The following is a 26699-nucleotide window of genomic DNA, read 5'->3' as shown; positions in this document are numbered from 1 at the left end:
CATCAAAAAGTCAGAAGGATTCGTTTGGCCCCAGATAACGCCAGGTCCCCGCAGGCATTTGCCCCAACTGCACACCACCCATGCGGATGCGTTTGAGGCCCACGACTTTCAGGCCCACTTGCTCGCACATGCGACGGATTTGGCGCTTTTTGCCTTCGGTAAGCACAAAGCGCAGTTGTTCTGGGTTTTGCCAGTCGACCTTGGCGGGCTTGAGGGGTTTGTCGTCCAGGCTCAGGCCGTGGCGCAAGCGCTCGAGCAGCGCCTTGGGAAAGACGGCTTGCACATTCGCGCTCACGCGGTCGAAGTCACCAATGGCGGTCAGCTGGTTGGCGTGGCCACCGTAGGTAGCCGATGCGGCAGATGCGGCGGCTGTGTTCTCGTGGCCGGTGTAGGCCACGCGCACCAGATACTCTTTTTCCATCTCCGAGTCTTCGCCGATCAACTGACGCGCCACACGGCCGTCTTGTGTCAGCACCAGCAGGCCCGTGGAGTCGATGTCGAGCCTTCCGGCCGGCGCCAGGCCACGCAAGTGGGGCGGCGTGAAGCGCATTTTGGAAGGGTCGCCCGCCCAGTGGCTGCGTGGGTTGATCAGGGTGATGGCGGGCTGGTGACCGTCTTCGGCCTGGCCGCTCACATAGCCCATGGGCTTGTGCAACAAGATGGTGACCAGTCGGTCTTGCTGTTGTTCGGCGGCTTTGTCGATGGTGATGCGGTCAGACAGCGTGACCTGCTGGCCCATGCTTGCGGGTTGGCCATTGACCTGCACCCAGCCTTGTTCGATCCAGGCATCGGCTTCGCGGCGCGAGCACATGCGCAGCTCGGCCATGCGTTTGTTCAGTCGCGAGGTGCCGCTGGGCGCAGCGGTGTCACCTTTGCCTTCGGGGCGGGGGGCACGTTTGAAAGCCGGTGGCTGGGTCATGGGTTGTGAAGCTTGAAAAGGCTGGGTTGGCAGGACGCTCATTGTCCCCTTTTTTGACGATTTTTTGAGCGATCAAAACTGTGCGGTGCGCAGTCCTTGCAGATCCAGAATGCGCAGGCCGCCGTATTCGATGCGGATGAGTTGGCGTGTCTCGAGCACGCGCAAGGCCTCGTTCACGCGTTGGCGTGACAGGCCCACCAGATACGCCAGCTCTTGCTGGGTGATGCGCAAGACCTCGCCCACACCTGAAAACAGCACCGGGTTGAACAGTGCGGCCAAGTGGCGGGCCAGGCGCAGCTCGGGGTTGCTCATGCGGTCCATTTCGCGGGCTGCAATGAACTGCCCCAGGCGCTCGTTGAGCTGCTGCATGATGAAGCGGTTGAAGCCCAGCGAGTGGTCGATCAGCCAGTGAAAGGTCTCCAGCGGCAAGCCCGCCACCACGCTGGGGCGCAGTGCCTGGATGTTGTAGCGGTAATTCTCGCGTTTGAGGGCCGTGCCCTCGCCAAACCAGCCGCCCGGAGGCACGCCCGTGAAGGTGATGGTTTGGCCGCTTTCGCTGTCGCTGTTCATCTTGAGCAAGCCCGAGATGACGCCAAACCAATAAGTCACAGGCCGTCCGACGCGGCACACGTAGTCGCCCACCCTGGGGTCGCTGACCACCAGCTGAGGCACCACCTGCGCGCGCTCTTCCCCTTTCAACAAGTTCAGCCAGGGGATTTCCTGCAACTCGGTGGCGGTCGGTGCGCGTCGGCGCTGGTAAACACTGGGTTCTGTGGTCATGCGAAGGTCTGCTCGTCAGGATGCGGTCAGTTGGGCTAGGGGTCTTCCCTGAATTGTCGTTGAAACGACAACTTGGCGTCAAACTGCGGCATAGCATTCATTTTTGAATAAACAAACATTCAGGGTGGATGTGGTGTTTCAGGTCAAAGTTTTGGAGACAGGTCCGGTCATGCAAACAACGTTCCCTCGTTTATTGCTCAAGCACGCTGCCGAGCGTCCCTCGGCGCCCGCATTGCGGGAAAAAGAATACGGCATTTGGCAAGCCACCAGTTGGGCGGCCTTGTCTCAATTGGTCGAATCCGTGGCGTGTGGCCTGCACCAGGCGGGCTTGCAACGCGGCGAGCACCTGATCGTGGCGGGCGCCAACCGACCCAGGCTTTACGCCACCATGCTGGCAGCGCAGTCGCTGGGTGCCATTCCCGTGCCCCTCTACCAGGACGCATCTGCTGCAGAGTGCGTCTTTCCGATCACCAATGCCGAAGTGCGCTTTTGCGTCGTGGAAGACCAGGAGCAGGTCGACAAGATGCTGGAGGTGCGAGAAAAGTGCCCGCAGCTGACGCATATTTATTACGACGACCCACGTGGCCTGCGCAAGTACACCGAGGACGGTCTGGGTTCTCTGGAAGAACTGATGGCTGCTGGCGCCGTATTTGGCAAGCAGCATCCCCAATTTTTCTCTGAAGAAGTCGACAAAGCCCAATACACCGATGTGGCCGCGATGTTCTTCACATCGGGTACCACCGGCAACCCCAAGGGTGTGGTGCACACACACAGCTCCCTGATCGACCGAGCTGACGCCGGCGCAGAGTTTGACAAGCTGACCAGCGCCGAAGAAGTGCTGGCCTATATGCCACCCGCCTGGATTGGCCAGAACATCTTCAGCTATGCGCAGTGGCTGGTGTGTGGCTATGTGGTGAATTGCCCCGAGTCGGTGGCCACGGTCACGATCGACCTGAAGGAAATCGGCCCGACCTATTACTTTGCACCGCCCCGTGTGTTCGAGGGCATGCTGACCAGTGTGATGATTCGCATGGAGGATGCAGGTGTGCTCATGCGCAAGCTATTTCATTACTTCATGGCCGTGGCCAAAAAAGTCGGCCCTGCCATGATGGACGGCCATTCCGTCGGCTTGATAGACCGCGTGCTGTATGCCATGGGCAACCTGTTGGTCTACGGCCCCTTGCGCAACAACATGGGTTTCAGCCGCGTGCGTGTGGCTTACACCGCAGGTGAAGCCATCGGCCCCGATTTGTTCACGTTTTTCCGATCCATTGGTGTGAACATCAAGCAGCTTTACGGATCCACCGAAACGGCGGTGTTTGTTTGCCTGCAGCCTGACAACGAAGCGCGTGCCGACACCGTTGGCGTGCCCTGCAAAGGCGTGGAGATCAAGGTCGCTGACGACGGCGAAATTCTGGTCAAGTCGCCTGGATTGCTCAAAGGCTATTACAAAAACCCGGAGGCCACTGCCGAGGTGTTGACTGCGGATGGTTGGTACCACACCAGCGATGCGGGTTTCATTGACAGCCACGGCCACCTCAAGATCATTGACCGCGTGAAAGACGTGGGCCGCATCAAGGGCGGGGTCAACGACGGCGCGATGTTCGCCCCCAAATATGTGGAGAACAAGCTTAAGTTTTTCCCGCACATCAAGGAGGTGGTGGCCTACGGTGACCAGCGCGAAAAAGTCTGCGTGATGATCAACATCGATTTTGACGCCGTGGGCAACTGGGCCGAGCGGCGCAATTTGCCATATGCGGGCTACACCGACTTGGCGCAAAAGCCCGAGGTCTACCAGCTGATCAAAGAGTGTGTGGAAAAAGTCAACGCCGACCTGGCCGAAGACGCTTTGCTGGCTGGCAGCCAGGTTTCACGCTTCCTGATTTTGCACAAGGAACTGGATGCCGATGACGGCGAGCTGACCCGCACCAACAAGGTCCGCCGTGGCTTTATTGCTGATAAATACAAGCCGCTGGTGGACGGCTTGTACGAAGGAAAAACCGAGCAGTTCATCGAGACGGTGGTGAAGTTCGAAGATGGCCGCACCGGCAGCGTGAGTGCGACCTTGCAGATCTCAGACGCCAAGACATTCACACCTGTGAAGGCAGCAGCATGACCAAAAAAACCGGTGACGTCGTTCTGGATGTCAACAACATCAGTTTGCGATTTGGCGGCGTCAAGGCGCTGACCGACATCTCCTTCAATGTGCGTGAACACGAAGTGCGCGCCATCATTGGCCCCAATGGCGCTGGTAAAAGTTCGATGCTCAACTGCATCAATGGCGTTTACCAACCCCAAGAGGGCACGATCAGCTTCCGTGGCCAGACTTTTGACCACATGAACAGCCGCCAGGTCGCCGAAATGGGCATTGCCCGCACTTTCCAGAACCTGGCCTTGTTCAAGGGCATGAGCGTGATCGACAACATCATGACGGGCCGCAATCTGCGCATCAAAAGCAACCTGTTCATGCAGGCCTTGCGCATTGGGCCTGCCCAGCGTGAGGAGGAAGAGCACCGCGAGTTTGTCGAGCACATCATCGACTTTCTCGAAATCCAGGCGTTTCGCAAGACGGCCGTGGGCCAATTGCCCTACGGTTTGCAAAAGCGGGTGGACTTGGGCCGCGCACTGGCCATGGAGCCGCAAGTGCTCTTGCTGGACGAACCGATGGCCGGCATGAACATGGAAGAAAAGCAGGACATGTGCCGCTTTATTCTGGATGTGAACGACGAATTCGGCTCGACCATTGTGTTGATTGAGCACGACATGGGCGTGGTGATGGACATCTCGGACCGCGTGGTGGTGCTGGATTACGGCAAAAAAATCGGTGACGGAACGCCTGAAGAAGTGCGCAACAACGAAGAAGTGATCAGTGCCTATCTGGGCACGAGTCATTGAGGAGAAATAGACATGGCATTTTTTCTGGAAGCTCTTTTCGGTGGCCTGATGGCGGGCATGTTGTATTCGCTGGTGGCTTTGGGCTTTGTGCTCATTTTCAAAGCCTCTGGCGTGTTCAATTTCGCACAAGGTGCGATGGTGCTTTTTGCCGCGTTGGCCATGGCCCGATTTTCGGAATGGATACCGGGTTGGTTGGGATTGGAAAACAAATTCCTCGGCAATCTGCTGGCTTTTTTAATGGCCGCTGCCGTGATGTTTGTGCTTGCTTGGCTGATTGAACGCCTGGTTTTACGCCACTTGGTGAACCAGGAGGGCGTGACCTTGCTCATGGCCACACTGGGCATCACATATTTTCTGGATGGGTTGGGGCAAACGATTTTTGGCAGTGCCATTTACAAAATCGATGTGGGCATGCCCAAAGAGCCTGTATTTTTGTTTGAGTCAATGTTCCCTGGGGGCGTGCTGATCAGCCTCGAAGACGTTTATGCGGCCTGCATTGCGGCTTTGTTGGTGGTGGTGCTTTCGCTGTTTTTCCAGAAAACCAGCACAGGCCGCGCTTTGCGTGCGGTGGCCGATGACCACCAGGCGGCGCAGTCGATCGGCATTCCCCTGAACCGTATCTGGGTGATTGTGTGGTTTGTAGCGGGCATCACGGCCTTGGTGGCCGGCATTATCTGGGGCTCAAAACTGGGGGTGCAGTTTTCATTGACGACTGTGGCTTTGCGTGCCTTACCGGTGATTATTTTGGGTGGCCTGACCTCGGTGCCTGGCGCCATCATTGGCGGTCTGATCATCGGTGTGGGCGAAAAACTGTCCGAGGTGTATCTGGGCCCCTATGTGGGGGGAGGCATCGAGATCTGGTTCGCCTACATGCTGGCGCTGGTGTTCTTGCTGTTCAGGCCGCAAGGCTTGTTCGGTGAAAAAATCATTGACCGCGTTTAAGGAAACAAAATGTTCTACAGAGAAAACGGTCAGTTCAAAACATCCTATCGCAGCGATCAGCAGATCTTTGCCATCGCGCAAGACCGTTGGGTTATTTTGACCCTCATTGCATTCGCTATTTTTGGCGTTCCCATGTTCGCCGATGAGTACATGTTCCGCGCCATTTTGATCCCCTTCTTGATCCTGTCCCTGGCGGCCTTGGGGGTCAATATATTGGTCGGATATTGCGGGCAAATTTCACTGGGCTCTGGAGCCTTCATGGCTGTGGGGGCTTACATGGCCTACAACACCTATGTGCGCATTGAAGGCATGCCGGTGATATTGGCGCTTTTGTCAGGCGGTTTTTTTGCCACCTTGGTGGGCATTGTTTTTGGTGTTCCCAGTTTGCGGGTGAAGGGTTTGTACCTGGCCGTCGCGACCTTGGCGGCACAGTTTTTTTGCGATTGGGCCTTCAGCCGGATTGGCTGGTTCACCAACAACAGTTCATCGGGCTCGGTGGCGGTGTCTGATTTGCAGGTGATGGGTTGGGTCATCAACACACCGGTTGAAAAATACCTGTTTGCATTGGCTTTTCTGGTGGTCTTTGGCCTGCTCGCCAAAAACCTGGTGCGCTCGGCCATTGGCCGTGAGTGGATGGCCATTCGAGACATGGACGTTGCTGCTGCGGTCATCGGGATTCGCCCCATGTACGCCAAACTCAGCGCATTTGCCGTCAGTTCTTTCATTGTTGGCGTAGCGGGTGGTTTGTGGGGCTTTGTGCACCTGGGTTCTTGGGAGCCGGCTGCCTTTTCCATCGACCGTTCATTTCAGCTGTTGTTCATGGTGATCATTGGCGGGATGGGTTCCATCATGGGCAGCTTCTTTGGCGCAGCCTTCATCGTGGTCTTGCCAATTTTCCTGAACCAGTTTTTGCCTGCTTTGGGCTTGTTGGTCGGTGTAGAGATTTCCACGGCGACCGTATCGCACGCTGAGTACATGATTTTTGGCGCATTGATTGTCTGGTTCTTGATTGCCGAGCCTCATGGTTTGGCCAAACTCTGGAGCATTGCCAAGCAGAAGTTGCGGTTGTGGCCCTTCCCGCACTGAGTGAGGGGGTGTGTTGCATGCGTCTGGTGACAGCGTTTGCAAACACCCGCGAAACTTGAATGATGGGCCCATTGATTTTTTCACAAATGATTGAAGGAGACAGTTTCATGAAACTCAAAAAAATAGCCTTGCTGGCCACTCTGGCTTGTGCGGGTTTCTCTGCGGCAGTGACCAGCACGCTGGTTTTGGCGCAAGAGAAAGTACAGTTTTTCCCCAGCTTGACCGGGCGTACCGGTCCTGTTGCCCCCAATGCAACACCGTTTGCAAACGGCTATGCCGACTACATGAAGCTGGTCAATTTGCGTGGCGGCATCAACGGCGTCAAAACACTGGTTGAAGAGTGTGAAACGGCCTACGCCACAGACCGTGGTGTTGAGTGCTACGAGCGACTCAAGGGCAAGCACGGCGGCGCCACCGTATTTCAGCCCTTGTCCACCGGTATCACTTTTGCGTTGACCGAAAAAATTCCTGGCGACAAGATTCCCATGATCACATCAGGCTACGGCCGCAGTGATTCGGCAGATGGCGGCGTCTTCAAATGGAACTTCCCGTTGATTGGACATTACTGGGTGGCTGGCGATGTCGTGCTGCAACACATTGCCAAAGAAGCCGGTGGTTGGGACAAGCTCAAGGGCAAAAAAATTGCGGTGGGTTACCACGACAGCCCGTTTGGCAAAGAACTGCTGCCCATCGTGCAAGAGCGTGCTGCAATGCATGGCTTCACACTGCAGTTGCTGCCGATTCCTGCCCCTGGGGTAGAACAAAAAGCCATCTGGTTGCAAATTCGCCAGCAGCGGCCTGACTACGTGATGTTGCAAACCTGGGGTGTCATGACCGCTACATCGATCAAGGAGGCCATTGCAACAGGTTATCCCCGTGAAAAAATGTTTGGCACCTGGTGGTCTGGCGCTGAGCCGGACATCAAGGACATTGGCGCTGCGGCCAAAGGCTACAACGCGGTGATGATGCAACACGGCGCAGAACCTCAGGCGGCTGTGGTCAAGGAAATCCTGGCCAAAGTGCATGACAAAGGCCAGGGCACAGGCCCCAAGGCTGAAGTGGGTGAGGTTCTCTACATGCGCGGTGTTGTGGGTGCCATGTTGGCCGTTGAGGGCGTGCGCCAGGCCCAAGAGAAGTACGGTAAGGGCAAGCCCATGACCGGTGAGCAGGCCCGTTGGGGTTATGAAAACCTGAACCTGACACAGCCCAAGCTCGATGCGCTCGGTTTCAAGGGTGTGATGCGTCCCGTGTCGACCTCTTGTGCTGACCACATGGGCTCTGCATGGGCACGTGTCCACACATGGGATGGCAGCAAATTTGTCTGGGCCTCTGATTGGCTTCAGGCCGATGAGCAAATCATCAAGCCTATGGTGAAGTCTTCTGCCGACAAGTATGCGTCCGAGAAGAAGCTGACACGCCGTACCCCTGCGGATTGCCAGTCCTGATCGGTGCCAAGTCTGCCGCGCAAGCGGTGGGCTGCAGCTGCTTCGGCAGCTGCCACATGAAACCCTTGCGTGCAGCTGTTTCATCTGGGGTGAACCTCTAAAGTAGAAAAGGTAAATTCGATGAGTGACAAAAAAATCATTCTCAACGTCAATGGCATCGAAGTCATTTATAACCACGTCATCTTGGTGCTCAAGGGCGTTTCATTGCAAGTGCCCGAGCGTGGCATCGTGGCCTTACTGGGCGGCAATGGCGCCGGCAAAACCACCACCTTGCGCGCGGTCTCCAACTTGCTCAAGGGCGAGCGCGGTGAAGTCACCAAGGGCAGTATTGAGTTGCGCGGTGAACGCATTGAAAACCTGTCACCTGCCGACTTGGTGAACCGGGGCGTGGTGCAGGTCATGGAGGGTCGCCATTGCTTTGCGCACCTGACGATCGAAGAAAACCTGATGACCGGCAGCTACACACGCACCGACAAGGGTGAGATCGCGGCCAACCTGGAAAAGGTTTACAACTATTTCCCGCGCCTCAAGACCCGCCGCACATCGCAAGCGGCCTACACCTCGGGCGGGGAGCAGCAGATGTGCGCGATTGGCCGCGCCTTGATGTCCAACCCCAACATGGTGCTGCTTGATGAGCCCTCCATGGGCTTGGCGCCGCAGATCGTTGAAGAGGTCTTCAACATCGTCAAGGACCTGAACGAGAAGGAAAAAGTCACTTTCCTGATCGCGGAACAAAACACCAACATGGCCCTGAAGTTCGCCGACTATGGCTACATCATGGAGTCGGGCCGCGTGGTGATGGACGGTGTGGCTGAAGACCTGCGCACCAACGAAGACGTGAAAGAGTTTTACCTGGGCATGGGCGGCGGTGAGCGCAAGAGCTTCAAGGATGTCAAGAGCTACAAGCGCCGTAAACGCTGGTTGGCTTGATGCGCTGACCCTTGGCCTATTCCTTTCTTCCAGCAGTACCCCAGAAAGACATCCATGCCTCAGCACTTTGATGCGTTGGAAACACGCACGCCACAAGACCGAGAAGCCGCTTTGATGGCCGTTTTGCCCGCGCAGGTCGCCCATGCCAAGGCCCACGCACCGGCATTTGCCGAATTGCTCAAGGATGTGGATGCTGCCAGCGTGCACAACCGCGCTGCACTGGCCCGATTGCCTGTGATTCGCAAACATGAATTGCTTGATCGCCAAAAATCGGCTCGTGCCGCTGGGGGTTCGGTGTTCGGCGGCTTCAGTACCCTTGGTTTTGGCAAAACCATGCCCCGTGTGTTTGCCAGCCCCGGCACCATTTATGAGCCCGAAGGCACACGTGCCGATTACTGGCGCATGGCGCGGGCCATTTTTGCGGCAGGCTTTCGCCCGGGTGACCTGATTCACAACTGTTTCAGTTACCACTTCACCCCCGCAGGCTCGATGATGGAAACGGGTGCCCATGCGCTGGGTTGCACGGTGTTTGCGGGCGGTACGGGTCAGACCGAGCAACAGGTGGGCGCCATGGCCGAGTTGCAGCCTGCGGGCTACATCGGCACGCCCAGCTTTCTGAAAATCATCCTCGAAAAAACCGCCGAGATGGGCGTGACCTTGCCCAGCTTACGCAAGGCCTTGGTGTCAGGCGAGGCTTTCCCGCCCAGCCTGCGCGACTGGATCACAGCGCACGGCGTGGACGCCTACCAGTGCTACGCCACGGCCGATGTGGGCCTGATCGCCTACGAGACGGCGTCGCGTGAAGGCTTGGTGCTGGACGAAGGCGTGATCGTTGAGATCGTGCGCCCTGGCACCGGCGACCCAGTGCCCGAAGGCGAAGTGGGTGAGTTGGTGGTGACCTCGCTCAACCCCGACTACCCTTTGGTGCGGTTTGGCACGGGTGACCTGTCGGCCATATTGACTGGCACCTGCCCTACGGGACGCACCGGTTTGCGCATCAAGGGCTGGATGGGTCGCGCCGACCAGACCACCAAGATCCGGGGCATGTTTGTGCATCCGGCTCAGGTGGCCGAAATCGTTAAACGCTTTCCCGAACTCACGAAGGCCCGTTTGGTGGTGACTGGTGAAATGGCCAATGACCAGATGGCGCTGCACGTGGAAACCGACCGTTTGGCCGACGACGCTCTCAAGCAGAGGGTCTCTGAGGCTGTGCGCGATGTGACCAAATTGCGTGGCGACGTCCATCTGGTGGCCCCTGGCAGTCTGGCCAATGACGGCAAGGTCATTGAAGACGCCCGCAGCTACCAGTAAGGCGGGCAACCAGAGGGGCTAATTCCATTGCAAAGCCAAGGTCAAACAAGGGTAAGTGGCTAAGTACTTTCCGCGATTTAATGACACTTGTTATCCTTTTAAACTGTTAAGTTATTTTTTAGGAGTGTTTGAATGAAGCAATGGATTGCCCTCGCCGCGTTGGCTGCTGTGTCTGTGGGCGCCCAAGCCCAGGCCTTTCCAGGTTCCAAGCCTGTTTCCATCGTGGTGCCGTTCACCGCAGGTGGCCCAACGGACCGTGTGGCCCGCGACTTGGCCGAGGCCATGCGAAAGCAGATTCCTGGCAGCAATTTTGTGGTCGAAAATGCCGCAGGTGCTGGCGGCACGATCGGTGCCACCAAGGTGGCCAAAGCCAACCCCGATGGTCACACGCTCTTGTTGTTCCACATCGGCATGGCCGCTACACCGGCGCTCTACCGCAAGATCGCCTACAAGCCGCTGGAAGACTTTGAGTTTTTGGGCATGGTCAACGATGTGCCCATGACCTTGATCGGCAAGCCCCAGTTGCCGGCCAACACCTACCGCGACTTCGAGAACTACATCCGCGCCAACGCTGGCAAGTTGAACATTGCCCATGCGGGTCTGGGATCGGCTTCGCACATTTGCGGCCTGCTGTGGCAGTCCAACCTGCAGACCAAAGACGCGATGACCACCATCCCGTTTGGCGGCACGGCGCCGGCCATGACCGCGCTGATTGGCGGCCAGGTGGATGTCATGTGTGACCAGACCACCAACACCGTGGCGCAAATTGAAGGTGGCCGTGTCAAGGCTTTTGCGGTGACCACCGCCAAGCCACTGGGCACGCACGCCGTGCTCAAGCACTACCCCAGCTTGCAGGAGATGGGGTTGAAGAATTTTGACCTGACCATCTGGCACGGTTTGTACGCCCCCAAAGGCACGCCTGCAGCGGTCACCAAAACATTGAACGATGCCCTGAAGAAGGCCTTGAAAGACCCAGAGTTTGTGAAGAAGAATCAGGACTTGGGCGCTTTGGTGGTGACCGACAAGCGTTCCGACCCGGCTGAGCACAAGAAGTTTGTGGCGGCAGAAATGATCAAGATCAAGGCTGCTGTCGATGCGGCAGGCAAATACGCCGACTGATCGTTGGGTTACCCCATGAAAAAGCCGCTCTTGTGGCGGCTTTTTTCTTGGGCGAGCAGCGAGTCAGTTGGCAAATCTTTCGCTGCCCACAATGCCCAGCTTGGTCAGGCCCGAGCGCTGCGCACTGGCCAGCACCATCGCTGCTGCCTCGTACTTGGCTTTGCCATGTGAACGGATGTGCAGCTCGGGTTGGGGCTGCAAGGCGGCGGCTTCCGACAATTTGGTTTCCAGTGCTTGCCTGTTGGGCAAGATCTGCCCGTTCCAGCGCAAGCTGGCGTCGGCCTCGATGTCGATTTTGACCACCACGGGGTCGACTTTCTGGGGCGTGCTCGTGGCCACAGGCATGTCCAGATTCACCGAGTGCAACTGCGCGGGTATGGTGATGATCAGCATGATGATCAGCACCAGCATCACGTCGATCAGGGGCGTGGTGTTGATGTCCATCATCACCTCGGGTTCATCGCTGCTGCCGGTGCCCAAATTCATGGCCATGTGTGTGTCCTTGGAGGTTCAGGGGGCCGGGTCGGTGATGAAGCCGACTTGGGTGATGCCGGCACGTTGCACCGCGTACATGACGCGCCCGACCGATTCAAATTCGCTTTGTGCATCGCCCCGGATTTGAACCTCGGGCTGGGGCTTCATGGCCGAAAACTTCTTCAGCCGCTCCAGCAGGTCGGTTGTGTTTTTCACCGGTGTGTCGTACAGGTAAATTTGCCCTGCCTTGTTGACCGAGATGATCAGGGTTTCAGGCTTGGCTTGGCGCACCACGTTTTGCTCTTTGGGCAAATCCAGCTTGATGGAGGTGGTGACCACGGGAATGGTGATCAGGAAGATGATCAGCAGCACCAGCATCACATCCACCAGGGGGGTGGTGTTGATGGTACCGATCACCTCGTCTTCGTCCTGGGGCCCGAGCGTGGGGCCGAGGTTCATGGCCATTATTTTTTCGCCGAGGCCAGCAAGACGGCATGAAGGTCGGCGCCAAAGGCGTTGACTTCTTCCATCACCGCCTTGTTACGGCGCACCAGCCAGTTGTAGCCCAGCACCGCTGGCACGGCCACCGCCAGGCCAATGGCGGTCATGATCAAGGCCTCGCCCACGGGGCCGGCGACTTTGTCGATGCTCGCCTGGCCCGACATGCCGATCTTCACCAAGGCGTGGTAGATGCCCCATACAGTACCGAACAAGCCGACAAAAGGTGCGGTGGAGCCCACGGTAGCCAACACCGCCAAGCCATCCTGCATGCGGCTTTGCACGGTGCCCATGGCCCGCTGAATACTCATCGTGACCCAGGTGTTGAAGTCCACGTTGCCGAGCAATCCGTCGTGTTTGCTGGCGCCCTCCAGGCCCTTCTCTGCCATGAAGCGAAAGGGGCTGGCTGCATCCAGCGCGTCGGCGGCTTCCCGAACAGAACCGGATGCCCAGAAGTTGGCTTGCGCGGCTTGGGCAAATTTCTGCATCCTGGATTGCTCTGTGAACTTGGTGAAGATCACGAACCAGCTGCCCATGCTCATCAGCACCAGTATCAACAGCGTGCCTTTGGCCACCGCATCACCTTGCCCCCACAAGGCGCCCAGGCCGTAGGGGTTGTCTTCAGGCGCAGCGCTTGCGGCCGGTGCCAAAGTGGCTGCAACTGGGGCTGCAACTTGGGTTGCCGCTGCGCTGCTTGCCTTTGGCGCTGCGCCTGCTTCTTGGGGGGGCGCTGCCAAGCTGTGGCCCGCCATCAGAAGGCTGGCCCACAAAGCGGCACCAGTCAGGGTGTTTTTAAAGGTGAACATCGGTAAGCATCCTTTGCTTTGGATCATGTGAATTGGCTGCGGCGTGTGACGTTGCTGGGCCGTGGGAAGTTGCAGGCGGCATCATTCCAGCCGCCAGGTGAATTTGATGCTGGCCCAGGCTTGCTCTGGTTTGCCATCGACCATGGCCGGCTTAAATTGGCATTTTGACAAGCCGGCCCGAGCCGCTTCATCCAGGCGTTTGTAGCCGGAGCTTTTCTCGACCTCGGACTGGATGACTTTGCCATCGGCGCCCACCAGAAAACGCAAGCTCACCGTGCCTTCTTCTTCCATTCGCCTAGACGCGCTGGGATAGTCGGGCTTTTCACACTGAGCCATGTTGACGCTGGCCACTGTGCGCACGGGCGGACGAGGTGGTGCGGTGGGTGCGGTCACTGTTGCCGTTGCGGGTGCTGCCGCGGAAGGCGTGGCGGTGACCGCTGCGATGGCGTTGGGGGCTGCAGTTGGCGCCGGTGTATCGGCAGGCGCCACAAAGGCTGGGGGCAGCGGTGTGGTTTTGGGGGGCGTGGGTGCGGGCGGTGAGGGTGGCGTTGGCGGTAAGGGGGGCGAAGGCGGCGTTTCGGGCCGCTTTTCTTCCAGCAAGAGCGCTTGCACCACCGTCGGCATTTTTTGAATGACTGTGCGGGCCAGCCCGGCCTGGATGGCCCAAAAAAGCAAGGCATGTAAAACGACCACACCCACCAGACCGATGAGCTTTCGCTTCGGGGGTGCCTGGAGGTCGGTGTACGCGTTCATCAATCAAATGCCCTGGATATGGAGCCTTGTATTTTGCGTGAGAAATCCAGCACCATCTACCCGGTTAGGTCACACACCCGCAGATGCGGGGCCATCAAGGTGTGCGGGTGATGAGGAAGCTGCGGCTGTTTTGGCCTGTCAGTGTCCTGTGGCCTTGAATTTGACGCCCACAGCCTGCAGCGGGCAAGCTGCCTTGCCAGGTCGCGGCAATGCGCTGGCCGTCGTGGGTTTCTTCCAGCGTGAAGTCGCCATCGTCCAGGTCAGCCACCACCGCATGGCGCTGATTGCCTTGAGTCAGTTCGCCACGCAGGCTGCCTGTGTGCTCCTGGTGCGGACCCAATGCCAATGCCCAAGGCATTTCGCCTGCGATTTGAACGGTCCATTGGCCGAACAGCATCTCGGGCGTCAAGTTTTGTGCAGTCGGACAAGCGCTGCGCGTGGGCATCAGGTTGCAGGCGCTGAGGGCCAGCAAGGCGATCGAGGCGCCAAGCCAGCGGCCTGAGGTGGTTCGGCTGGTTTGTCGTGTCATGGTTTGGCCTGTGCTGCGGCATCTGCAACACGCTGGGCAAACTCGGCGCGCAAGGCTTTGAGCTTTTCGCGTGGGTCTTCACGGGTGGTGTTTTCATCGAGCCGCATTTCGGCAATGAAGCGGCTGGGCAGGGCGGCCACGGTGTCACGGCCTTTTTTGCGCCGTTGGGTCCAACTCACGGCCAGGCTGCGCTGGGCCCGGGTGATGCCCACGTACATCAGGCGGCGCTCTTCTTGCAGGCGCAGCAAAATGCCTTCGCTCATGGGGCCATCGCTTTTGCCCGAGTGCGTGTCGTCATCGCCCAGCTTGAACGGCAACAGTCCCTCGTTCACGCCCACCAGCATCACATGCGGCCACTCCAGCCCCTTGGAGGCGTGCAGGGTGGAGAGCGTGACCACGTTTTGGTCTTTCTCGCGCTCGCTCAGTGTGGAGATCAGCGAAATGGTTTGCGCCACATCGAGCAGGCTTTTGATTTCGGTGGCTTGGGCACCGGTGGCGTCCTCGATTTCGCCGCCACAGCGCCCGGCCATCCAGTCGCAAAATTCCAGCACGTTGGTCCAGCGGGCCGAGGCCACTTTTTCGTTGTCTTCGCCGTCGTACAGGTGCTGCTCGTAGCCGATTTCTTTCAGCCATTCCAGCAAAAAGGCCAGGGCCGCTTCTTTGCCCATGGTTTGGCGAGCGCGGTGTTCCAGGTCGTTGATGTAGCGGCCAAACTCATGCAGGCCAGCCACGGAGCGGGCATTGACTGCGCTGGGCAGACTGCCCGCAAACAAGGCTTCAAACAGGCTCAGTTTGTATTGGGTGGCAAAGGTGCCCAGCTGGCCCAGGGTCTGGTGGCCGATGCCGCGTTTGGGGCTGGTCACCGCGCGCAAAAAAGCCGGGTCATCGTCGTTGTTGATCCACAAACGGAACCAGGCGCACAGATCCTTGATTTCGGCTTTGTCAAAAAAGCTCTGCCCACCTGACACCTTGTAGGGGATGTTGGCGCGGCGCAGGGCCTGCTCGAAGGGCCTCGCCATGTGGTTGGCGCGGTACAAAACCGCGAAGTCCTTGAACTCGCGGTGCTTGGATTCGAGCGAATGCCCGCTGCGGATCGACTGGATGCGCGAGATGGTGCGCTCGGCCTCGTGTTCTTCGTTGACGGCATTGACCACGCGCACCGGCTCGCCTTCACCCAGCTCTGAAAACAGGGTTTTTGGAAACAATTTGGGGTTGGGCTGGATCACGTTGTTGGCCGCCCGCAAGATCGCGCTGGTGGAGCGGTAGTTTTGCTCCAGCTTGATGACCTTGAGCTGCGGAAAGTCCAGTGGCAAGCGCTTGAGGTTGTCCAGCGTGGCGCCGCGCCAGCCGTAAATGGACTGGTCGTCGTCGCCCACCGCCGTGAAGCGGGCGCGTTCACCCACCAGGTGTTTCAGCACCTCGTATTGCGTCGCGTTGGTGTCCTGGTATTCGTCCACCAGCACATGGCCCATCTTGGTCTGCCAGCGCTCGCGGACTTCCGGAAATTCGGCCAGCAACTTCAGGGGCAGACCGATCAGGTCGTCAAAGTCCACGCTTTGGTAGGCGCTCAAACGCTCCTGGTAAAGCGCCATGATGCGGGCGATCACCCGGGCGTTGTCGTCGGGTGCTTGCGCTGCGGCCTGCTCGGCATTCAGGCCCATGTTTTTCCACAGGCTGATCGTCCATTGCCACTGCCTGGCCGTGGCCGCATCGGTGGTGCCGCCGCAGTCTTTCAGAATGCTGGCCACGTCGTCGGCGTCCATGATGCTGAACTGGGGTTTCAGGCCCAGCAACGAACCGTCTTCGCGCATGATGCGAACGCCCAGGGCATGAAAGGTGCAGATCAACACATCCTTGGCGGGGCGGCCAATCAACTGCTTGGCCCGCTCACGCATTTCGGCAGCGGCCTTGTTCGTGAAGGTGATGGCGGCGATGCGCTTGGGCTCCAGCCCGGCTTCGATCAGACGCCCGATCTTGTGCGTGATCACCCGCGTCTTGCCCGACCCCGCCCCGGCCAGCACAAGGCAGGGGCCAGACACATAGTTCACGGCTTCGAGTTGGGCGTTGTTCAGTCCGGCAGACATGGAGGGGCGTTGGAAGTCGAGGAATCAGGGCAAAGCGGGCAATCATAGCGGTCTGGTCTCGGTCAAGCTCCAGTCAGAGCGCATTTCCCAATCGTCTAGACTTTTATTCAGTATTCCAAAGATAGCTTCATAGTTCCGGTCAGAGCGCATTTCCCAATCGTCTAGACTGACATCTTGGTGGATATCGAACTTGTTCAGGTTCCGGTCAGAGCGCATTTCCCAATCGTCTAGACTCTCGGCAATCAGCGGGTCACCGCTACGGCAGTTCCGGTCAGAGCGCATTTCCCAATCGTCTAGACTTGCTTGTTCATCTGCTCTTTTTGACCAGTAGTTCCGGTCAGAGCGCATTTCCCAATCGTCTAGACTTCAGTCGCAATTGTCGCCCACGGAACATCCGTTCCGGTCAGAGCGCATTTCCCAATCGTCTAGACTAGTTGTACTGAATCTAACTGTATTCGGCAAGTTCCGGTCAGAGCGCATTTCCCAATCGTCTAGACTCAGCGCCAGGCCTGGCCGGTGGCGGGCGACGTTCCGGTCAGAGCGCATTTCCCAATCGTCTAGACTCATTGCCAAGCTCAAAGAACAGCAGATTGAGTTCCGGTCAGAGCGCATTTCCCAATCGTCTAGACTGCTATCAGTTCTGTAAATCCTACAAATACAGTTCCGGTCAGAGCGCATTTCCCAATCGTCTAGACTCAATACAATATGTTCTAGCTGAGTACCATTGTTCCGGTCAGAGCGCATTTCCCAATCGTCTAGACTCCAAAGTGGTTAACTAAAGAGATGCAAAATGTTCCGGTCAGAGCGCATTTCCCAATCGTCTAGACTACACATTGGCGGCGCACCCATGAAAGTGCAGTTCCGGTCAGAGCGCATTTCCCAATCGTCTAGACTTTGCAAGCCGATCTTCATGCGCGCAGCCCTGTTCCGGTCAGAGCGCATTTCCCAATCGTCTAGACTCCATACCCGACTCTTGTGCGGCCAGCATGGGTTCCGGTCAGAGCGCATTTCCCAATCGTCTAGACTAAAGTATTCCGACACCATCACGGCGCTTGAGTTCCGGTCAGAGCGCATTTCCCAATCGTCTAGACTAGCCGTTATACATTCTGGTGAGCTGGTGCGGTTCCGGTCAGAGCGCATTTCCCAATCGTCTAGACTTGGCCGGATCGCCAGAGACCTCCAGTTTGTGTTCCGGTCAGAGCGCATTTCCCAATCGTCTAGACTAGTGGCTCCAGTCGCTGGCAACCCATCACCGTTCCGGTCAGAGCGCATTTCCCAATCGTCTAGACTATGCATGTACACCACCCACACCAAAGTCAAGTTCCGGTCAGAGCGCATTTCCCAATCGTCTAGACTGGCTTCGGCCTCTTGCTTGAGGCGATCCACGTTCCGGTCAGAGCGCATTTCCCAATCGTCTAGACTCCTGTGGATGCGCAGCGTACTGGTTGCGAAGTTCCGGTCAGAGCGCATTTCCCAATCGTCTAGACTAGACCCAGGATAAGCCCTTGTTTTGCAAGGGTTTTTTGGGTTTTCGTCTCTTCAAAATTGCCTTTCTACCCAAACAAATCGAACTGATCGGGTGTTTTTTTAGCGGGCTCTTTGCGCCTGCCCTGAAAACTGATGATCCGTTCGTACTGTTTGTCGGTCAGTTGCAAGACATTGACTTGGCCCCCTTTGGGTAGAGCCGCTTCCACTTGTTTGCAGTAGGTTTGCACCTGTGCATGGCTGGTGCAAAAACGCATGTAAACGCTCAATTGGGCACGAGCAAAACCCATGTCCAGCAAACTCAGTCGGAAGCGTGTGGCGGCGGCACGCTCGGACGCCTCCACCACGGGCAAGTCAAACATCACCAGCATCCACATCAATCGGTATCCGCTGAGCATGGGGTGTCAATCATCCGGGCCTATCGCCTTGGGCAGCGGCACACCCGGCACAGGCAAGTCGAGCGCTTTGCGCTCGCCCAACAAGACTTGCGCCAGCGATGTGGCCAGTTTTTGCACCGCCACCAACACCGGAGTGCGGCCCGCATCGCTGGCCAGGTCTTGGTAAAGGCATTGCACCAAAGTGCGCTTGGTGTCGGCGTTGACGACACAAGGCCCGAGAAACTGCATCTTCCAGACCATCAGGTCAATCACCGGGCGAAACGGCTCCATCAGGTCGTCCACCAGTCGCATGGCGTTGTTGTCGTGGCTGTGGTGCAAACCCAAGCTGGGGTGCAAGCCAGCGGCCACCACCGCACGCGCGGTGGCTGCACGCAATACGGTGTAGCCGTAGTTGAGCAAGGCGTTGGCCCCGTCGGCTTGCTGGTCACGGCGAAACAAAGGACCCATGAGCAAGCCCCAATATTTGCGCGCACCTTGGGCTTCAAGGTTGTCGGGGTCGCCGCTGCGCACTTGCATGGCCAGTGCCTGCACGGGTGCGGGCGTCGCCCCCATGGCTTGCAACACCGCCGCTTGGTTGAGCAACTTGGCCTTGACGATGGTGGCCCACAGTTGTTTGCGCAGGGGCGCTTTGCAGGCAATTTGAGCCTCGAACCGGTGGGCTTGCTGGTGGTGCCCATCCATGGGCCAGAGCATGCCCACCACGTTGTGGTTGGCTGCACACAGCACAAAGGGTGCACCCCGTTCGGCCAGCGCCACCAACAGGTTGTTCGTGTAGCTCAGGCCGTGGGCGTTGGCGATCAGGGCGGCAATGTCATCGAGCGGCACCCTGCCCACTTCTTGCCGGTCTTCGCCTGTGCTGTGCACCAGCATAAAACCCCGGTAAACCGACAAGTGCCGCTTGTCGTTGGAGACTTCGACGATGCGGCCCAGCATGGCTAAAGCTTTGGATAAATTTATGGAGATGGTGAAGTCTTGTGTGCAGATACGCTGACACCATCAGGTCGGTGATCGAGCCATCGCTTGCGTGCGTTGCTCACGTCATTTGTCGCTGCGATCAGTAAGGCTTCGTCCCCAGAATGTTTGGCCAACTCAAGGTAGGCTTGTGCTGCCACCTCGCTATCAATGTAACGCGCGGGTTCAAAGTCTTTCAGTTTTGTCATGGTTTTCTCGGTTTTAAAACATCGCGCCTGGGTCACGCAATTCGCCGATTGGTGAAACGCCAACGCGACGGCCTTGGGCTTTTTGTAAAGAACCTGCCATTTTTGAAACGTAAGCGAATGGGTCTGATTTGTCACGATTTCTGAAATCAACGTTGGCTTCATTGTGTGCCGCCATGAAAATTTGACCATTTCCACTGATCGTCGTAATTCGGGCAATCATCTTTGGGTCGTCTTCAGTAGTCAACGCAAGAGTGTCTCCAATCATCAATCGCATCACCAGCGGCCTGCCACTGACACTCAATGTGGGATGCCTCAACCGAGCCAGACCATGCTGGCGCACCAGCTGGTAGGCATCAAAAGTCGAAACGACTTCGCCTTCCCATTTCCCCTTGTCGTTGCGAACAATTTCCATGCAGTAGTTGCTGTTGCCCTTGTAGCCTTTGTAGGGCCTGGGTTCGCCACTGGGCAAGAGGCCGTGTCGTGGGTGCGCCTGGCTGTCGGAAAACTCAATCACTTTCAGTGCGGATATTTCACGGGTGCGGACGCCCTCGACCCGTTTACGAACTTGCACATGACCACCCCCGAGCAGGCCGTAAGCGGTGTCGTTGTGCATCGCCCCTTCGTGCCCATGGTCAGGCTTATGGCTCACCCAAATGTTGTCAACGGCACGTTGCACATGGTCGCGGTAGTTATCCCAGGGCAAGGGCATGGTCTCAACCAGTTTGTTGAGTTGTTTTTCGCGGGTGCTTGCGCTGGCCGTGGCAAATTTTTGCAACAAGCGCTGGTCGGTCACGGCGATCACGCAGGCATCCACCGCGTGGTGGCGGTGGTCGTTGCGGTTTTTCTCGCCATTCAGCCCCAAGATGTCGTTCAAGCCGAACTTGGCGCGCAGCATGGCGGTCATGCGTCCAGGGATGACGCGTGTGCCTTGAGGGCAGATCAGGCTCAGGTACTCACGTGCCACGCGGCTCAGGTGCCGGGTGTCATTCAATGCGCGGGCCAAAAAGCCTTTGTCCTCGCGCAGCCATTGCGCCATGCCGTCTTGTGCAAAGCGGTAGCGCTTGCCTTTGGGCATGAGGCTGGCACGGTGCAGCAGGTCTTCCGTGGGCCAGCCTTGAGAGGCAAAGTCCGCTGCAGCGTCGGCGGGGGTGCGGTTGCCTTTCACGCGGTTGGCTTGGCGCATTGCCACGGTTTTGTTGTTCAGGCTGTCGTCCAGCGTTTGTGAAAAAGGCAGGATGTGCTCGATCTCGACCTGGTCACTGAACAGCATTTGGGCGCTGATCTGTACGCCGCTGTAGGGGCAGCGGCGGTCAGCCGTATTGAAGCTTAGTTCTTCCCACAAGATCATTTTTTGCAGATCAGCCGCTCTGACACGTTCCGTGCTGGTGTTCAGCAAGTCGGCAATGTTTTGGCGCATGCGTTCGTTGCGACGCTGGTTGTCGGCTTGGCGTTTTTGTTCCTCTTGGCGTTGTTCTTGGCTTTGCTTGAGATCGCGTGCCAACTCCACAATCACCTCGCTGGGGTGGCCGTAGCGTTTGATCAACGCGTTGACCACCGTGCGAACCTGGTTTAGGCCAATGTGCACGGTGGGGTTGGCGATCTTGCCGTAGCGTTTTTCGGCAGTGTCCTCAGGCTTGCCGGAGCCAAAGCCAACGTGTCGCTGCAGGTACTGGCCGTAATAGGGCAGCTCGGGCAAGATTTCGCCCGTAGCGGCATGGCTGATGTGGCTGTGGTGGTCAAAGCCAGCAGCCAGCACGGCTTTGTCGTAGGTGATGACCTCAGCTCGCAGGGCGGGCAGGATTTTTTCAAGGGCCTTGACACTCAGACTGCCGTAGCCTTCGGGCAAGGGGGCGTTGGCGATGGTTTCGGCCGTGGCTTCGTCAACGCCACAATATTTTTGAAGACGCTTAATTAGTCGATCTTCATATTCTTGCGATACAAGTTGTTTCACGATGGCATCTTGTTGTCGTTCGCTCCATGTGGACCAGCGCGGTCCAAAAAACTCTTTCCTCCCCAGCAAAGCGCTGGTGCTGTTGCCTTTAAGCTCGGTGCGCTTTTCGTCTTGTAGGTTGAATTTTCCAGAAAAGCCGATCAGCTTTTGAATCTGGGTAAAGCTGCGTTTGCTGTTGGCGTCAAGTGCTTGAATCAGCAGGTCTCGTTGGGACAAGGTCAGAGGCTCGTCGTTCAGACCCTCGCGCAGCAAGCGCAGGTTGTTCACCTCTTGGTAAATGCGAAAGCGCTGCTGGCTGGGCAAGGCCAGCGGGGCGCGCTCTTCGTCGGGCAAAAGTGTGCAGCGCCCGGGCTTGACAGGTTTGAGCGGGCGCTGGTGCAGCAGGCAGTCTTTCAGTTCGGCGCGGGCGGTTTCGTGAAACAGGGCCGGATTGAGTTCGCTTTGCTTGGCCCACAGCGCATCAAACTCGGCTTCGATCATGGCCCGATCGATATAGAGGTCGTAGCTTTTCTCGATTTTGGTTTTGCCGTCGTCTTTGGTGATGCGGTTTTCACGGTAACGGGCCCGCACCGACAGGCCGCTTTGATGGCGGGCATTGAGCCATTCCCCAACAGTACGACAGCCCGTAGCCTGCATGGCTTCACGCAATTGACCGATGGCTTTCTTGAGTGCGCCGCTGTCGTTTTCTGTTTTGTCGGTTTTCCGGTTACTTTTGAAGCCCCTGCGTTGATTGATGTGAAAAAGGGCTCGTGCAAACTCTTCGGGCAGCAAGGTTTGGTCCAGGCCCTTGGCACGCAGTGCAAACGGGTCTTTGGTCTCCAGTGCTTTGCGGTCTGTTTCGTCTTGCGGAAAAAAGCCATGGTGCAGCAAGTTGGTCATCATTCGGTTTTTGCGCTTGAGCAGGCGGTCACGGCGGCGGCGCATCGCGCGGGCCTCCCGGCGACTAACGGCCAGTGAAGAGCCGTCTTTGGGGTTGCGGCCATCGCTGAAAATGCGCACGCCCGCTTTGATGACGGCGCAGGTTTCGTTTTGGGCATTGAGTCGCACCATGGCCCAGCCCAAAGATGTGGAGCCCAGGTCCAGGGCCAGTCGGTAACGCATTTTTTGCACAGTATTCCAATCTATTGCAGATTTTGTTGAATACCATTGTGCTATATTTAACCCACATTTCGTCGATTGGGAAATGCGCTCTGGACGCTAACAAGCAGAAAGATGCACCAAATGGAAAGGCCGCTACATGCGGCCTTTCGTCTTTTGGGGTGACGACCTGCCGATGGTTTGGGGTGTATCCCGAATGTCTTGTGCACTGGTTGAAACAACCGACATCCAGAAGTGCGTGTCAGCGCTGCGACTGTCCTTGTCTTTGGGGGCTACTGGTTTACCCGACAATCAGGCCATGCTTGAAATACTGCGCGTCACTTTTCCGTTTTTTGCCCTGGTCTTGTGTGGTTACCTGGCGGCCCGCTTGAAGTTTTTGCCTTTGGAGGCCATTCCGGGCCTGAACGGCTTCGTGCTGTTTTTTGCCTTGCCGTGCATGCTGTTCCGCTTTGGGTCGGACACGCCCATTGCGCAGTTGCTGGATGCGGGGGTGTTTTTCACCTATTTGTTTTGCGCTGCGGTGATCGTGGGGTTCAGCATCGCCATCAGCCTGAACCGGCGCATTCGTTGGAACGATGCGTCTTTGGGGGCGCTGGTGGCGGCATTTCCCAACACCGGCTTCATGGGGGTGCCCTTGCTGGTGGCGTTGCTCGGCCCGCAGGCGGTGGGCCCGGCCATCGTCACCATCGTGGTCGATCTGGTGTTCACCTCATCCTTGTGCGTGGCTTTGTCGCGCATGGATGCGGCCGGGGAGCACGGTGCCGCGGTGGCTGCCCGCAAGGCCTTGGCGGGGGTGCTGCGCAACCCGATGCCGTGGGCCATTTCTTTGGGCGCGGCGTTTTCTTTCTGGGACCTGGTGCTGATTGGACCGGTGGCCAAAACGGTGGGCTTGCTGGCCGACGCGGCCTCGCCCGTGGCCTTGTTCACTATTGGCGCGGTGCTGGCCCGTTCGCAAATGCTGGCCCACGAACGCCCTGAGGGCCCTTTGCGCATGGCCGATTACCTGCCGATTTCATTGATTAAATTGGTGCTGCACCCGGTGCTGGTCTTGCTGGTGGGGTTGACCGCCATTCAGTGGGGCGTCCGGATTGACCCGTTTGCCCTGCAGGTGATGGTGTTGGTCGCAGCCTTGCCCAGTGCCAGCAACGTGTCACTTTTGGCCGAGCGCCTGGGGGCTGACAACGGCCGCATTGCCCGGGTCATTTTGATGACCACGGCGGTGGCTTTTTTGACGTTCTCTGGCGCGGTGGCTTTTTTCAAGGCCTGAGGTCGACGGTGCTGGGCGGCCTGGCCCCGCCAGTACCTGCCTTACGCATCACGCATGGCCCATGACGCCTGACGCATGCAGCATGACGCTTCATGCAGGTGGCGCGTTCAGCGCGTTCAAATCGCCTGCGGGTCCACATCCACCAGCCAGCGGATCACGCCTTTGTGCTCGGGCTGGCTGCGCAGCTGGTGCAGCACGCCATGCAGATGCCACAACGCTTTTTGCAGCGCCATGCGAGAGGGGCTTTCCAGCAGCATTTGGGCGCGTTCCACATCGGCCACGCGTTGCATGCTCATGGGCACGGCCGGGTACACGCTGACTTGCTGCACCAGATCGGCAGTGGCCGGGTCCGCGCTGAGTTGCACCTCCAGCGCTTCGCGTGCGGCGTTCAGCAAGGCCTGAGCCGCTTCCTGGCTGCGGGCATCGGCACGCAACAGGGCCTGATGGCTGATGGGGGGCAGGTCTGCGGCGGTGCGTTCGGCCAGTTCGCTGGCGGCAAAGGCGGGGTAGTCGTGTTTTTTGAGCGCTTCAAACAGGGTGTGTTGCGGGTGAAAGGTTTGCACCCACATTTCACTGGTAGCGCTTTGGGCGGCATCTCGTCCGGCGCGACCGGCCGCCTGCATGAGCAAGGCAAACAGCCGCTCGGGCGCCCGAAAGTCGCTTGAAAACAGCGCCGTGTCCGGGTTGACCGCCGCCACCAGGGTGATGCGCCGAAAGTCGTGCCCCTTGGCGATCATCTGGGTGCCCACCAGGATGTCTACCTCGCCCGCGTGGACCGAGGCCAGCTGGCTTTCCAGTGCGCCTTTCAGGCGGGTGGTGTCGGCATCAATCCGGGCAATGCGTATCGGTGAGCCATCGGGGCGTTTGACGTGGGCCAGCAGTTCCGCCAGGTGCTCTTCCAATTGTTCGGTGCCGCGGCCAATCGGGGCGATGTCGGCGTTGCCGCAGTCCGGGCAGCCCCGGGGCACGCGCTCGGTCAGGCCGCAGTGGTGGCAACGCAGGGTGCGGTCAATTTTGTGGAAAACTCTGAACGCACTGCAGTGCTTGCACGCGCTCTTCCATCCGCAGTCGGCGCAGTGCAGCACCGGGGCATAGCCGCGCCGGTTCAGCAGCAGCATGCATTGCTCGCCCCGCTCTACCCGTTCTTGCAAGGCGGCCACCAGCGGCGCCGACAGCACGGTGCGGCGTGGCTGCTTGTTCATGTCCACCCGGCGCACCTTGGGCAACAGGCCAGTGCCACCACCTGCACCGATTCGCGAGGGCATGTGCAGTCGAATGTAGCGCCCACCGTGCTGCCCGTCCTCGTCGGCCGGACGGCTCAGGTGCCAGCTTTCGAGCGAGGGCGTGGCCGAAGCCAGCAGCACCGGGGCCTGGTGCAGGCGCCCCCGGTAGACCGCCAGGTCGCGGGCCGAATAACGGGCCCCTTCTTGCTGTTTGTAGCTGGGGTCGTGTTCTTCGTCGACCACGATCAGTTTCAGGTGCGGCATAGACGCAAAAATGGCCATGCGGGTGCCCAGCACGATGCGGGCCTGGCCTGCGTGGGCGGCCAGCCAGGCTTTCAGGCGCTGCGCCGGTGTCATGCCGCTGTGCATGGACACCACCGCCTCGGTTCCGAAGCGGGCCTGTACCCGTTCTTCGAGCTGAGGCGTCAGGTTGATCTCGGGCACCATCAGCAGGGCCTGGGCTTGCGGGTCGCTGGCCAGCATGCGCTCGACCGCTTGCAAATACACCTCGGTCTTGCCGCTGCCGGTGCTGCCAAACAGCAAAAACGGGCCAAGGCCTTCAGCCATCTTGGCGAGGACACTGCTTTGCTCTTCTGACAAGGCGGGGCCTGGCACAGTTTGAATTTGGCGATCGGTGGTCTGCTTTTTGAGACGGCGCGCCAATTGCTCGGGGGTCAGGTCACGCAATTGTGGGGGCAGGGCCGACAGGGCGACCTCACCCAGTGATCGCTGGTAATACTGGGCCGAGAACTGCACCAACTGCCGCCAGTCGGCGTTCAGAGGCGCCAGATCGCTCAGCACGCCCAAAACATCGCGCACGGCCGATGTGGGCATGCCGGTTGGCGCGTCATCCAGCACGGCCCAGACCACACCAAGCACTTCGCGCCGCCCCAAAGGCACGCGCACCAGTTGACCCGGCCGCACCAAAAAGGGGCTGCGGTAGCTCAGCAAACCGCCCACCTGGCTGTGGGCAGGGGTCTGGACGGCGACGTCAATCCAGTGGTGGGTGCTCACGTTGTTCTCGGTACTTTTGAGCAAAATGGTCAGTGCAAAAAGTTAGCTGAATTCTTGGAACGGGGTGTAAGTCGTTGATTTTTCAGGATTTTGGGGTTGACCCAGAAAATCTGTGGATAACTTTGTTGAAAACTTGGCTTCGATGCCCTGGAAGCCTTGAAAATCAAGCATTTCAACAAATTGCACATCCAATGGGCAGATAAAAAGTTCAATGAAATCAATGGCTTGCGTGATCGTAAATACACCGATTTTATGGCTAGCCAACAAGCTGGGCATGCAAGACGAAGATTTCAGTTTTGTGCATAAGTCAAGCGTCCCAGGCCATTTATTTTTCAAAAAAGAGCTTGAAACGCTGTTTTTATTGTGCTAACGCTGCAAGTTTGCGGGAAGGCGTGCTCATTTTTGGCGCAGTGCACGCGAATGGCTGTGCACCGCCTCCACCAGCGCTGTCACGTGCTCTGGCGGCGTGAACTGGCTGATGCCGTGGCCCAGGTTGAAGATGTGCGTTGGCCCGGTGGTGGTCAGGTCGGTG

At 58.2% G+C, this 26699-nt stretch carries 24 protein-coding genes and 1 CRISPR repeat array; of the genes, 9 read left to right on the top strand and 15 right to left on the bottom strand.

Annotated features, from left to right (window positions below):
* Positions 1-10: 10 nt before the first annotated feature.
* Together B9Z45_RS12750 and B9Z45_RS12745 are read right to left on the bottom strand one after the other, a co-directional pair.
* Entirely contained in the window at positions 11-919 is a 909-nt protein-coding gene (locus B9Z45_RS12750) for a pseudouridine synthase (protein WP_108407635.1), read from the bottom strand.
* Between the two features lie 72 nt (positions 920-991).
* On the bottom strand, positions 992-1699 hold the full coding sequence (locus tag B9Z45_RS12745; RefSeq protein ID WP_108407600.1) for a Crp/Fnr family transcriptional regulator: 708 nt from the start codon (positions 1697-1699) through the stop codon (positions 992-994).
* A 169-nt stretch (positions 1700-1868) separates the two neighbouring features.
* Here B9Z45_RS12745 and B9Z45_RS12740 point away from each other — a divergent pair, with 169 nt between their 5' ends.
* The 8 genes from B9Z45_RS12740 (at position 1869) to B9Z45_RS12705 (ending at position 11427) form a co-directional block, all read left to right on the top strand.
* The gene (locus B9Z45_RS12740) at positions 1869-3815 is read left to right on the top strand and encodes a long-chain fatty acid--CoA ligase (protein WP_108407634.1); all 1947 of its coding nucleotides are present in this window, start codon (positions 1869-1871) and stop codon (positions 3813-3815) included.
* Positions 3812-4594: an ABC transporter ATP-binding protein gene (locus B9Z45_RS12735; RefSeq protein ID WP_108407599.1), complete on the top strand. Its 783-nt coding sequence runs from the start codon at positions 3812-3814 to the stop codon at positions 4592-4594. The genes B9Z45_RS12740 and B9Z45_RS12735 overlap by 4 nt, the downstream gene beginning before the upstream one ends.
* Before the next feature lie 12 nt (positions 4595-4606).
* A complete protein-coding gene (locus B9Z45_RS12730) occupies positions 4607-5536 on the top strand; it encodes a branched-chain amino acid ABC transporter permease (RefSeq protein ID WP_108407598.1) in 930 nt (309 codons plus the stop codon).
* Positions 5537-5545: 9 nt separating this feature from the next.
* Positions 5546-6622 carry a branched-chain amino acid ABC transporter permease gene (locus tag B9Z45_RS12725; protein WP_108407597.1) on the top strand — a complete coding sequence of 359 codons (1077 nt, stop codon included), beginning with the start codon at positions 5546-5548 and terminating at the stop codon, positions 6620-6622.
* Positions 6623-6729: 107 nt separating this feature from the next.
* Complete coding sequence (locus tag B9Z45_RS12720; RefSeq protein WP_108407633.1) at positions 6730-8067, top strand: ABC transporter substrate-binding protein; 1338 nt, start codon at positions 6730-6732, stop codon at positions 8065-8067.
* Between the two features lie 120 nt (positions 8068-8187).
* The gene (locus B9Z45_RS12715; RefSeq protein WP_108407596.1) at positions 8188-8997 is read left to right on the top strand and encodes an ABC transporter ATP-binding protein; all 810 of its coding nucleotides are present in this window, start codon (positions 8188-8190) and stop codon (positions 8995-8997) included.
* Positions 8998-9051: 54 nt separating this feature from the next.
* Positions 9052-10308, top strand: coding sequence for a phenylacetate--CoA ligase family protein (locus tag B9Z45_RS12710; RefSeq protein ID WP_108407595.1), 1257 nt, complete (start codon positions 9052-9054; stop codon positions 10306-10308).
* Between the two features lie 132 nt (positions 10309-10440).
* Positions 10441-11427 carry a tripartite tricarboxylate transporter substrate-binding protein gene (locus tag B9Z45_RS12705; protein WP_108407594.1) on the top strand — a complete coding sequence of 329 codons (987 nt, stop codon included), beginning with the start codon at positions 10441-10443 and terminating at the stop codon, positions 11425-11427.
* A 63-nt stretch (positions 11428-11490) separates the two neighbouring features.
* Here B9Z45_RS12705 and B9Z45_RS12700 read toward each other — a convergent pair whose 3' ends face one another.
* The 10 genes from B9Z45_RS12700 to cas9 all read right to left on the bottom strand — a co-directional run bounded on the left by B9Z45_RS12700 (position 11491) and on the right by cas9 (position 22666).
* Positions 11491-11919, bottom strand: a complete 429-nt coding sequence (locus B9Z45_RS12700) for a biopolymer transporter ExbD (protein ID WP_199221903.1) — start codon at positions 11917-11919, stop codon at positions 11491-11493.
* An 18-nt stretch (positions 11920-11937) separates the two neighbouring features.
* Positions 11938-12366, bottom strand: coding sequence for a biopolymer transporter ExbD (locus B9Z45_RS12695; RefSeq protein WP_108407593.1), 429 nt, complete (start codon positions 12364-12366; stop codon positions 11938-11940).
* Positions 12366-13205, bottom strand: a complete 840-nt coding sequence (locus B9Z45_RS12690) for a MotA/TolQ/ExbB proton channel family protein (RefSeq protein ID WP_108407592.1) — start codon at positions 13203-13205, stop codon at positions 12366-12368. Before B9Z45_RS12690 ends, B9Z45_RS12695 begins: the two co-directional genes overlap by 1 nt.
* A gap of 81 nt (positions 13206-13286) precedes the next feature.
* Complete coding sequence (locus tag B9Z45_RS12685) at positions 13287-13958, bottom strand: energy transducer TonB (protein WP_108407591.1); 672 nt, start codon at positions 13956-13958, stop codon at positions 13287-13289.
* Between the two features lie 94 nt (positions 13959-14052).
* Positions 14053-14487, bottom strand: coding sequence for a hypothetical protein (locus tag B9Z45_RS12680; RefSeq protein WP_108407590.1), 435 nt, complete (start codon positions 14485-14487; stop codon positions 14053-14055).
* Positions 14484-16571 (bottom strand): ATP-dependent helicase, encoded by a 2088-nt coding sequence (locus tag B9Z45_RS12675; RefSeq protein ID WP_108407589.1) that lies wholly within the window; start codon positions 16569-16571, stop codon positions 14484-14486. Before B9Z45_RS12675 ends, B9Z45_RS12680 begins: the two co-directional genes overlap by 4 nt.
* A gap of 66 nt (positions 16572-16637) precedes the next feature.
* Positions 16638-18059: a CRISPR direct-repeat array (repeat unit 36 nt; unit sequence GTTCCGGTCAGAGCGCATTTCCCAATCGTCTAGACT).
* A 65-nt stretch (positions 18060-18124) separates the two neighbouring features.
* Entirely contained in the window at positions 18125-18454 is a 330-nt protein-coding gene (gene cas2, locus B9Z45_RS12670; protein WP_199221902.1) for a CRISPR-associated endonuclease Cas2, read from the bottom strand.
* Positions 18455-18460: 6 nt separating this feature from the next.
* The gene (cas1, locus tag B9Z45_RS12665; protein WP_108407587.1) at positions 18461-19387 is read right to left on the bottom strand and encodes a type II CRISPR-associated endonuclease Cas1; all 927 of its coding nucleotides are present in this window, start codon (positions 19385-19387) and stop codon (positions 18461-18463) included.
* 20 nt (positions 19388-19407) lie between these two features.
* Positions 19408-19614, bottom strand: coding sequence for a hypothetical protein (locus B9Z45_RS12660; RefSeq protein WP_108407586.1), 207 nt, complete (start codon positions 19612-19614; stop codon positions 19408-19410).
* Between the two features lie 13 nt (positions 19615-19627).
* Positions 19628-22666 (bottom strand): type II CRISPR RNA-guided endonuclease Cas9, encoded by a 3039-nt coding sequence (cas9, locus tag B9Z45_RS12655; protein ID WP_233252192.1) that lies wholly within the window; start codon positions 22664-22666, stop codon positions 19628-19630.
* A 295-nt stretch (positions 22667-22961) separates the two neighbouring features.
* Between cas9 and B9Z45_RS12650 the strand changes: the two genes are divergently transcribed.
* The gene (locus tag B9Z45_RS12650) at positions 22962-23930 is read left to right on the top strand and encodes an AEC family transporter (protein WP_108407631.1); all 969 of its coding nucleotides are present in this window, start codon (positions 22962-22964) and stop codon (positions 23928-23930) included.
* A gap of 116 nt (positions 23931-24046) precedes the next feature.
* Here B9Z45_RS12650 and priA read toward each other — a convergent pair whose 3' ends face one another.
* The 3 genes from priA to B9Z45_RS12635 all read right to left on the bottom strand — a co-directional run.
* Positions 24047-26167 carry a primosomal protein N' gene (priA, locus tag B9Z45_RS12645; RefSeq protein WP_108407630.1) on the bottom strand — a complete coding sequence of 707 codons (2121 nt, stop codon included), beginning with the start codon at positions 26165-26167 and terminating at the stop codon, positions 24047-24049.
* 42 nt (positions 26168-26209) lie between these two features.
* Positions 26210-26443, bottom strand: coding sequence for a hypothetical protein (locus B9Z45_RS12640; RefSeq protein WP_108407584.1), 234 nt, complete (start codon positions 26441-26443; stop codon positions 26210-26212).
* Positions 26444-26563: 120 nt separating this feature from the next.
* The coding region (locus B9Z45_RS12635) for a uroporphyrinogen decarboxylase family protein (RefSeq protein ID WP_304481800.1) at positions 26564-26699 on the bottom strand (136 nt) is incomplete at its 5' end.

Origin of the sequence: Limnohabitans sp. 2KL-17 (genome assembly GCF_003063415.1) — a bacterium.
Classification (GTDB): domain Bacteria; phylum Pseudomonadota; class Gammaproteobacteria; order Burkholderiales; family Burkholderiaceae_C; genus Limnohabitans_A.
This window is presented reverse-complemented; position numbering and strand designations above follow the sequence as displayed.

Coding starts and splice junctions, on each gene's coding strand:
- B9Z45_RS12750 (WP_108407635.1), bottom strand. CDS start 919: ATGACCCAGCCACCGGCTTTCAAACGTGCCCCCCGCCCCGAAGGCAAA.
- B9Z45_RS12745 (WP_108407600.1), bottom strand. CDS start 1,699: ATGACCACAGAACCCAGTGTTTACCAGCGCCGACGCGCACCGACCGCC.
- B9Z45_RS12740 (WP_108407634.1), top strand. CDS start 1,869: ATGCAAACAACGTTCCCTCGTTTATTGCTCAAGCACGCTGCCGAGCGT.
- B9Z45_RS12735 (WP_108407599.1), top strand. CDS start 3,812: ATGACCAAAAAAACCGGTGACGTCGTTCTGGATGTCAACAACATCAGT.
- B9Z45_RS12730 (WP_108407598.1), top strand. CDS start 4,607: ATGGCATTTTTTCTGGAAGCTCTTTTCGGTGGCCTGATGGCGGGCATG.
- B9Z45_RS12725 (WP_108407597.1), top strand. CDS start 5,546: ATGTTCTACAGAGAAAACGGTCAGTTCAAAACATCCTATCGCAGCGAT.
- B9Z45_RS12720 (WP_108407633.1), top strand. CDS start 6,730: ATGAAACTCAAAAAAATAGCCTTGCTGGCCACTCTGGCTTGTGCGGGT.
- B9Z45_RS12715 (WP_108407596.1), top strand. CDS start 8,188: ATGAGTGACAAAAAAATCATTCTCAACGTCAATGGCATCGAAGTCATT.
- B9Z45_RS12710 (WP_108407595.1), top strand. CDS start 9,052: ATGCCTCAGCACTTTGATGCGTTGGAAACACGCACGCCACAAGACCGA.
- B9Z45_RS12705 (WP_108407594.1), top strand. CDS start 10,441: ATGAAGCAATGGATTGCCCTCGCCGCGTTGGCTGCTGTGTCTGTGGGC.
- B9Z45_RS12700 (WP_199221903.1), bottom strand. CDS start 11,919: ATGGCCATGAATTTGGGCACCGGCAGCAGCGATGAACCCGAGGTGATG.
- B9Z45_RS12695 (WP_108407593.1), bottom strand. CDS start 12,366: ATGGCCATGAACCTCGGCCCCACGCTCGGGCCCCAGGACGAAGACGAG.
- B9Z45_RS12690 (WP_108407592.1), bottom strand. CDS start 13,205: ATGTTCACCTTTAAAAACACCCTGACTGGTGCCGCTTTGTGGGCCAGC.
- B9Z45_RS12685 (WP_108407591.1), bottom strand. CDS start 13,958: ATGAACGCGTACACCGACCTCCAGGCACCCCCGAAGCGAAAGCTCATC.
- B9Z45_RS12680 (WP_108407590.1), bottom strand. CDS start 14,487: ATGACACGACAAACCAGCCGAACCACCTCAGGCCGCTGGCTTGGCGCC.
- B9Z45_RS12675 (WP_108407589.1), bottom strand. CDS start 16,571: ATGTCTGCCGGACTGAACAACGCCCAACTCGAAGCCGTGAACTATGTG.
- cas2 (WP_199221902.1), bottom strand. CDS start 18,454: ATGCTCAGCGGATACCGATTGATGTGGATGCTGGTGATGTTTGACTTG.
- cas1 (WP_108407587.1), bottom strand. CDS start 19,387: ATGCTGGGCCGCATCGTCGAAGTCTCCAACGACAAGCGGCACTTGTCG.
- B9Z45_RS12660 (WP_108407586.1), bottom strand. CDS start 19,614: ATGACAAAACTGAAAGACTTTGAACCCGCGCGTTACATTGATAGCGAG.
- cas9 (WP_233252192.1), bottom strand. CDS start 22,666: ATGCGTTACCGACTGGCCCTGGACCTGGGCTCCACATCTTTGGGCTGG.
- B9Z45_RS12650 (WP_108407631.1), top strand. CDS start 22,962: ATGCTTGAAATACTGCGCGTCACTTTTCCGTTTTTTGCCCTGGTCTTG.
- B9Z45_RS12640 (WP_108407584.1), bottom strand. CDS start 26,443: ATGCCCAGCTTGTTGGCTAGCCATAAAATCGGTGTATTTACGATCACG.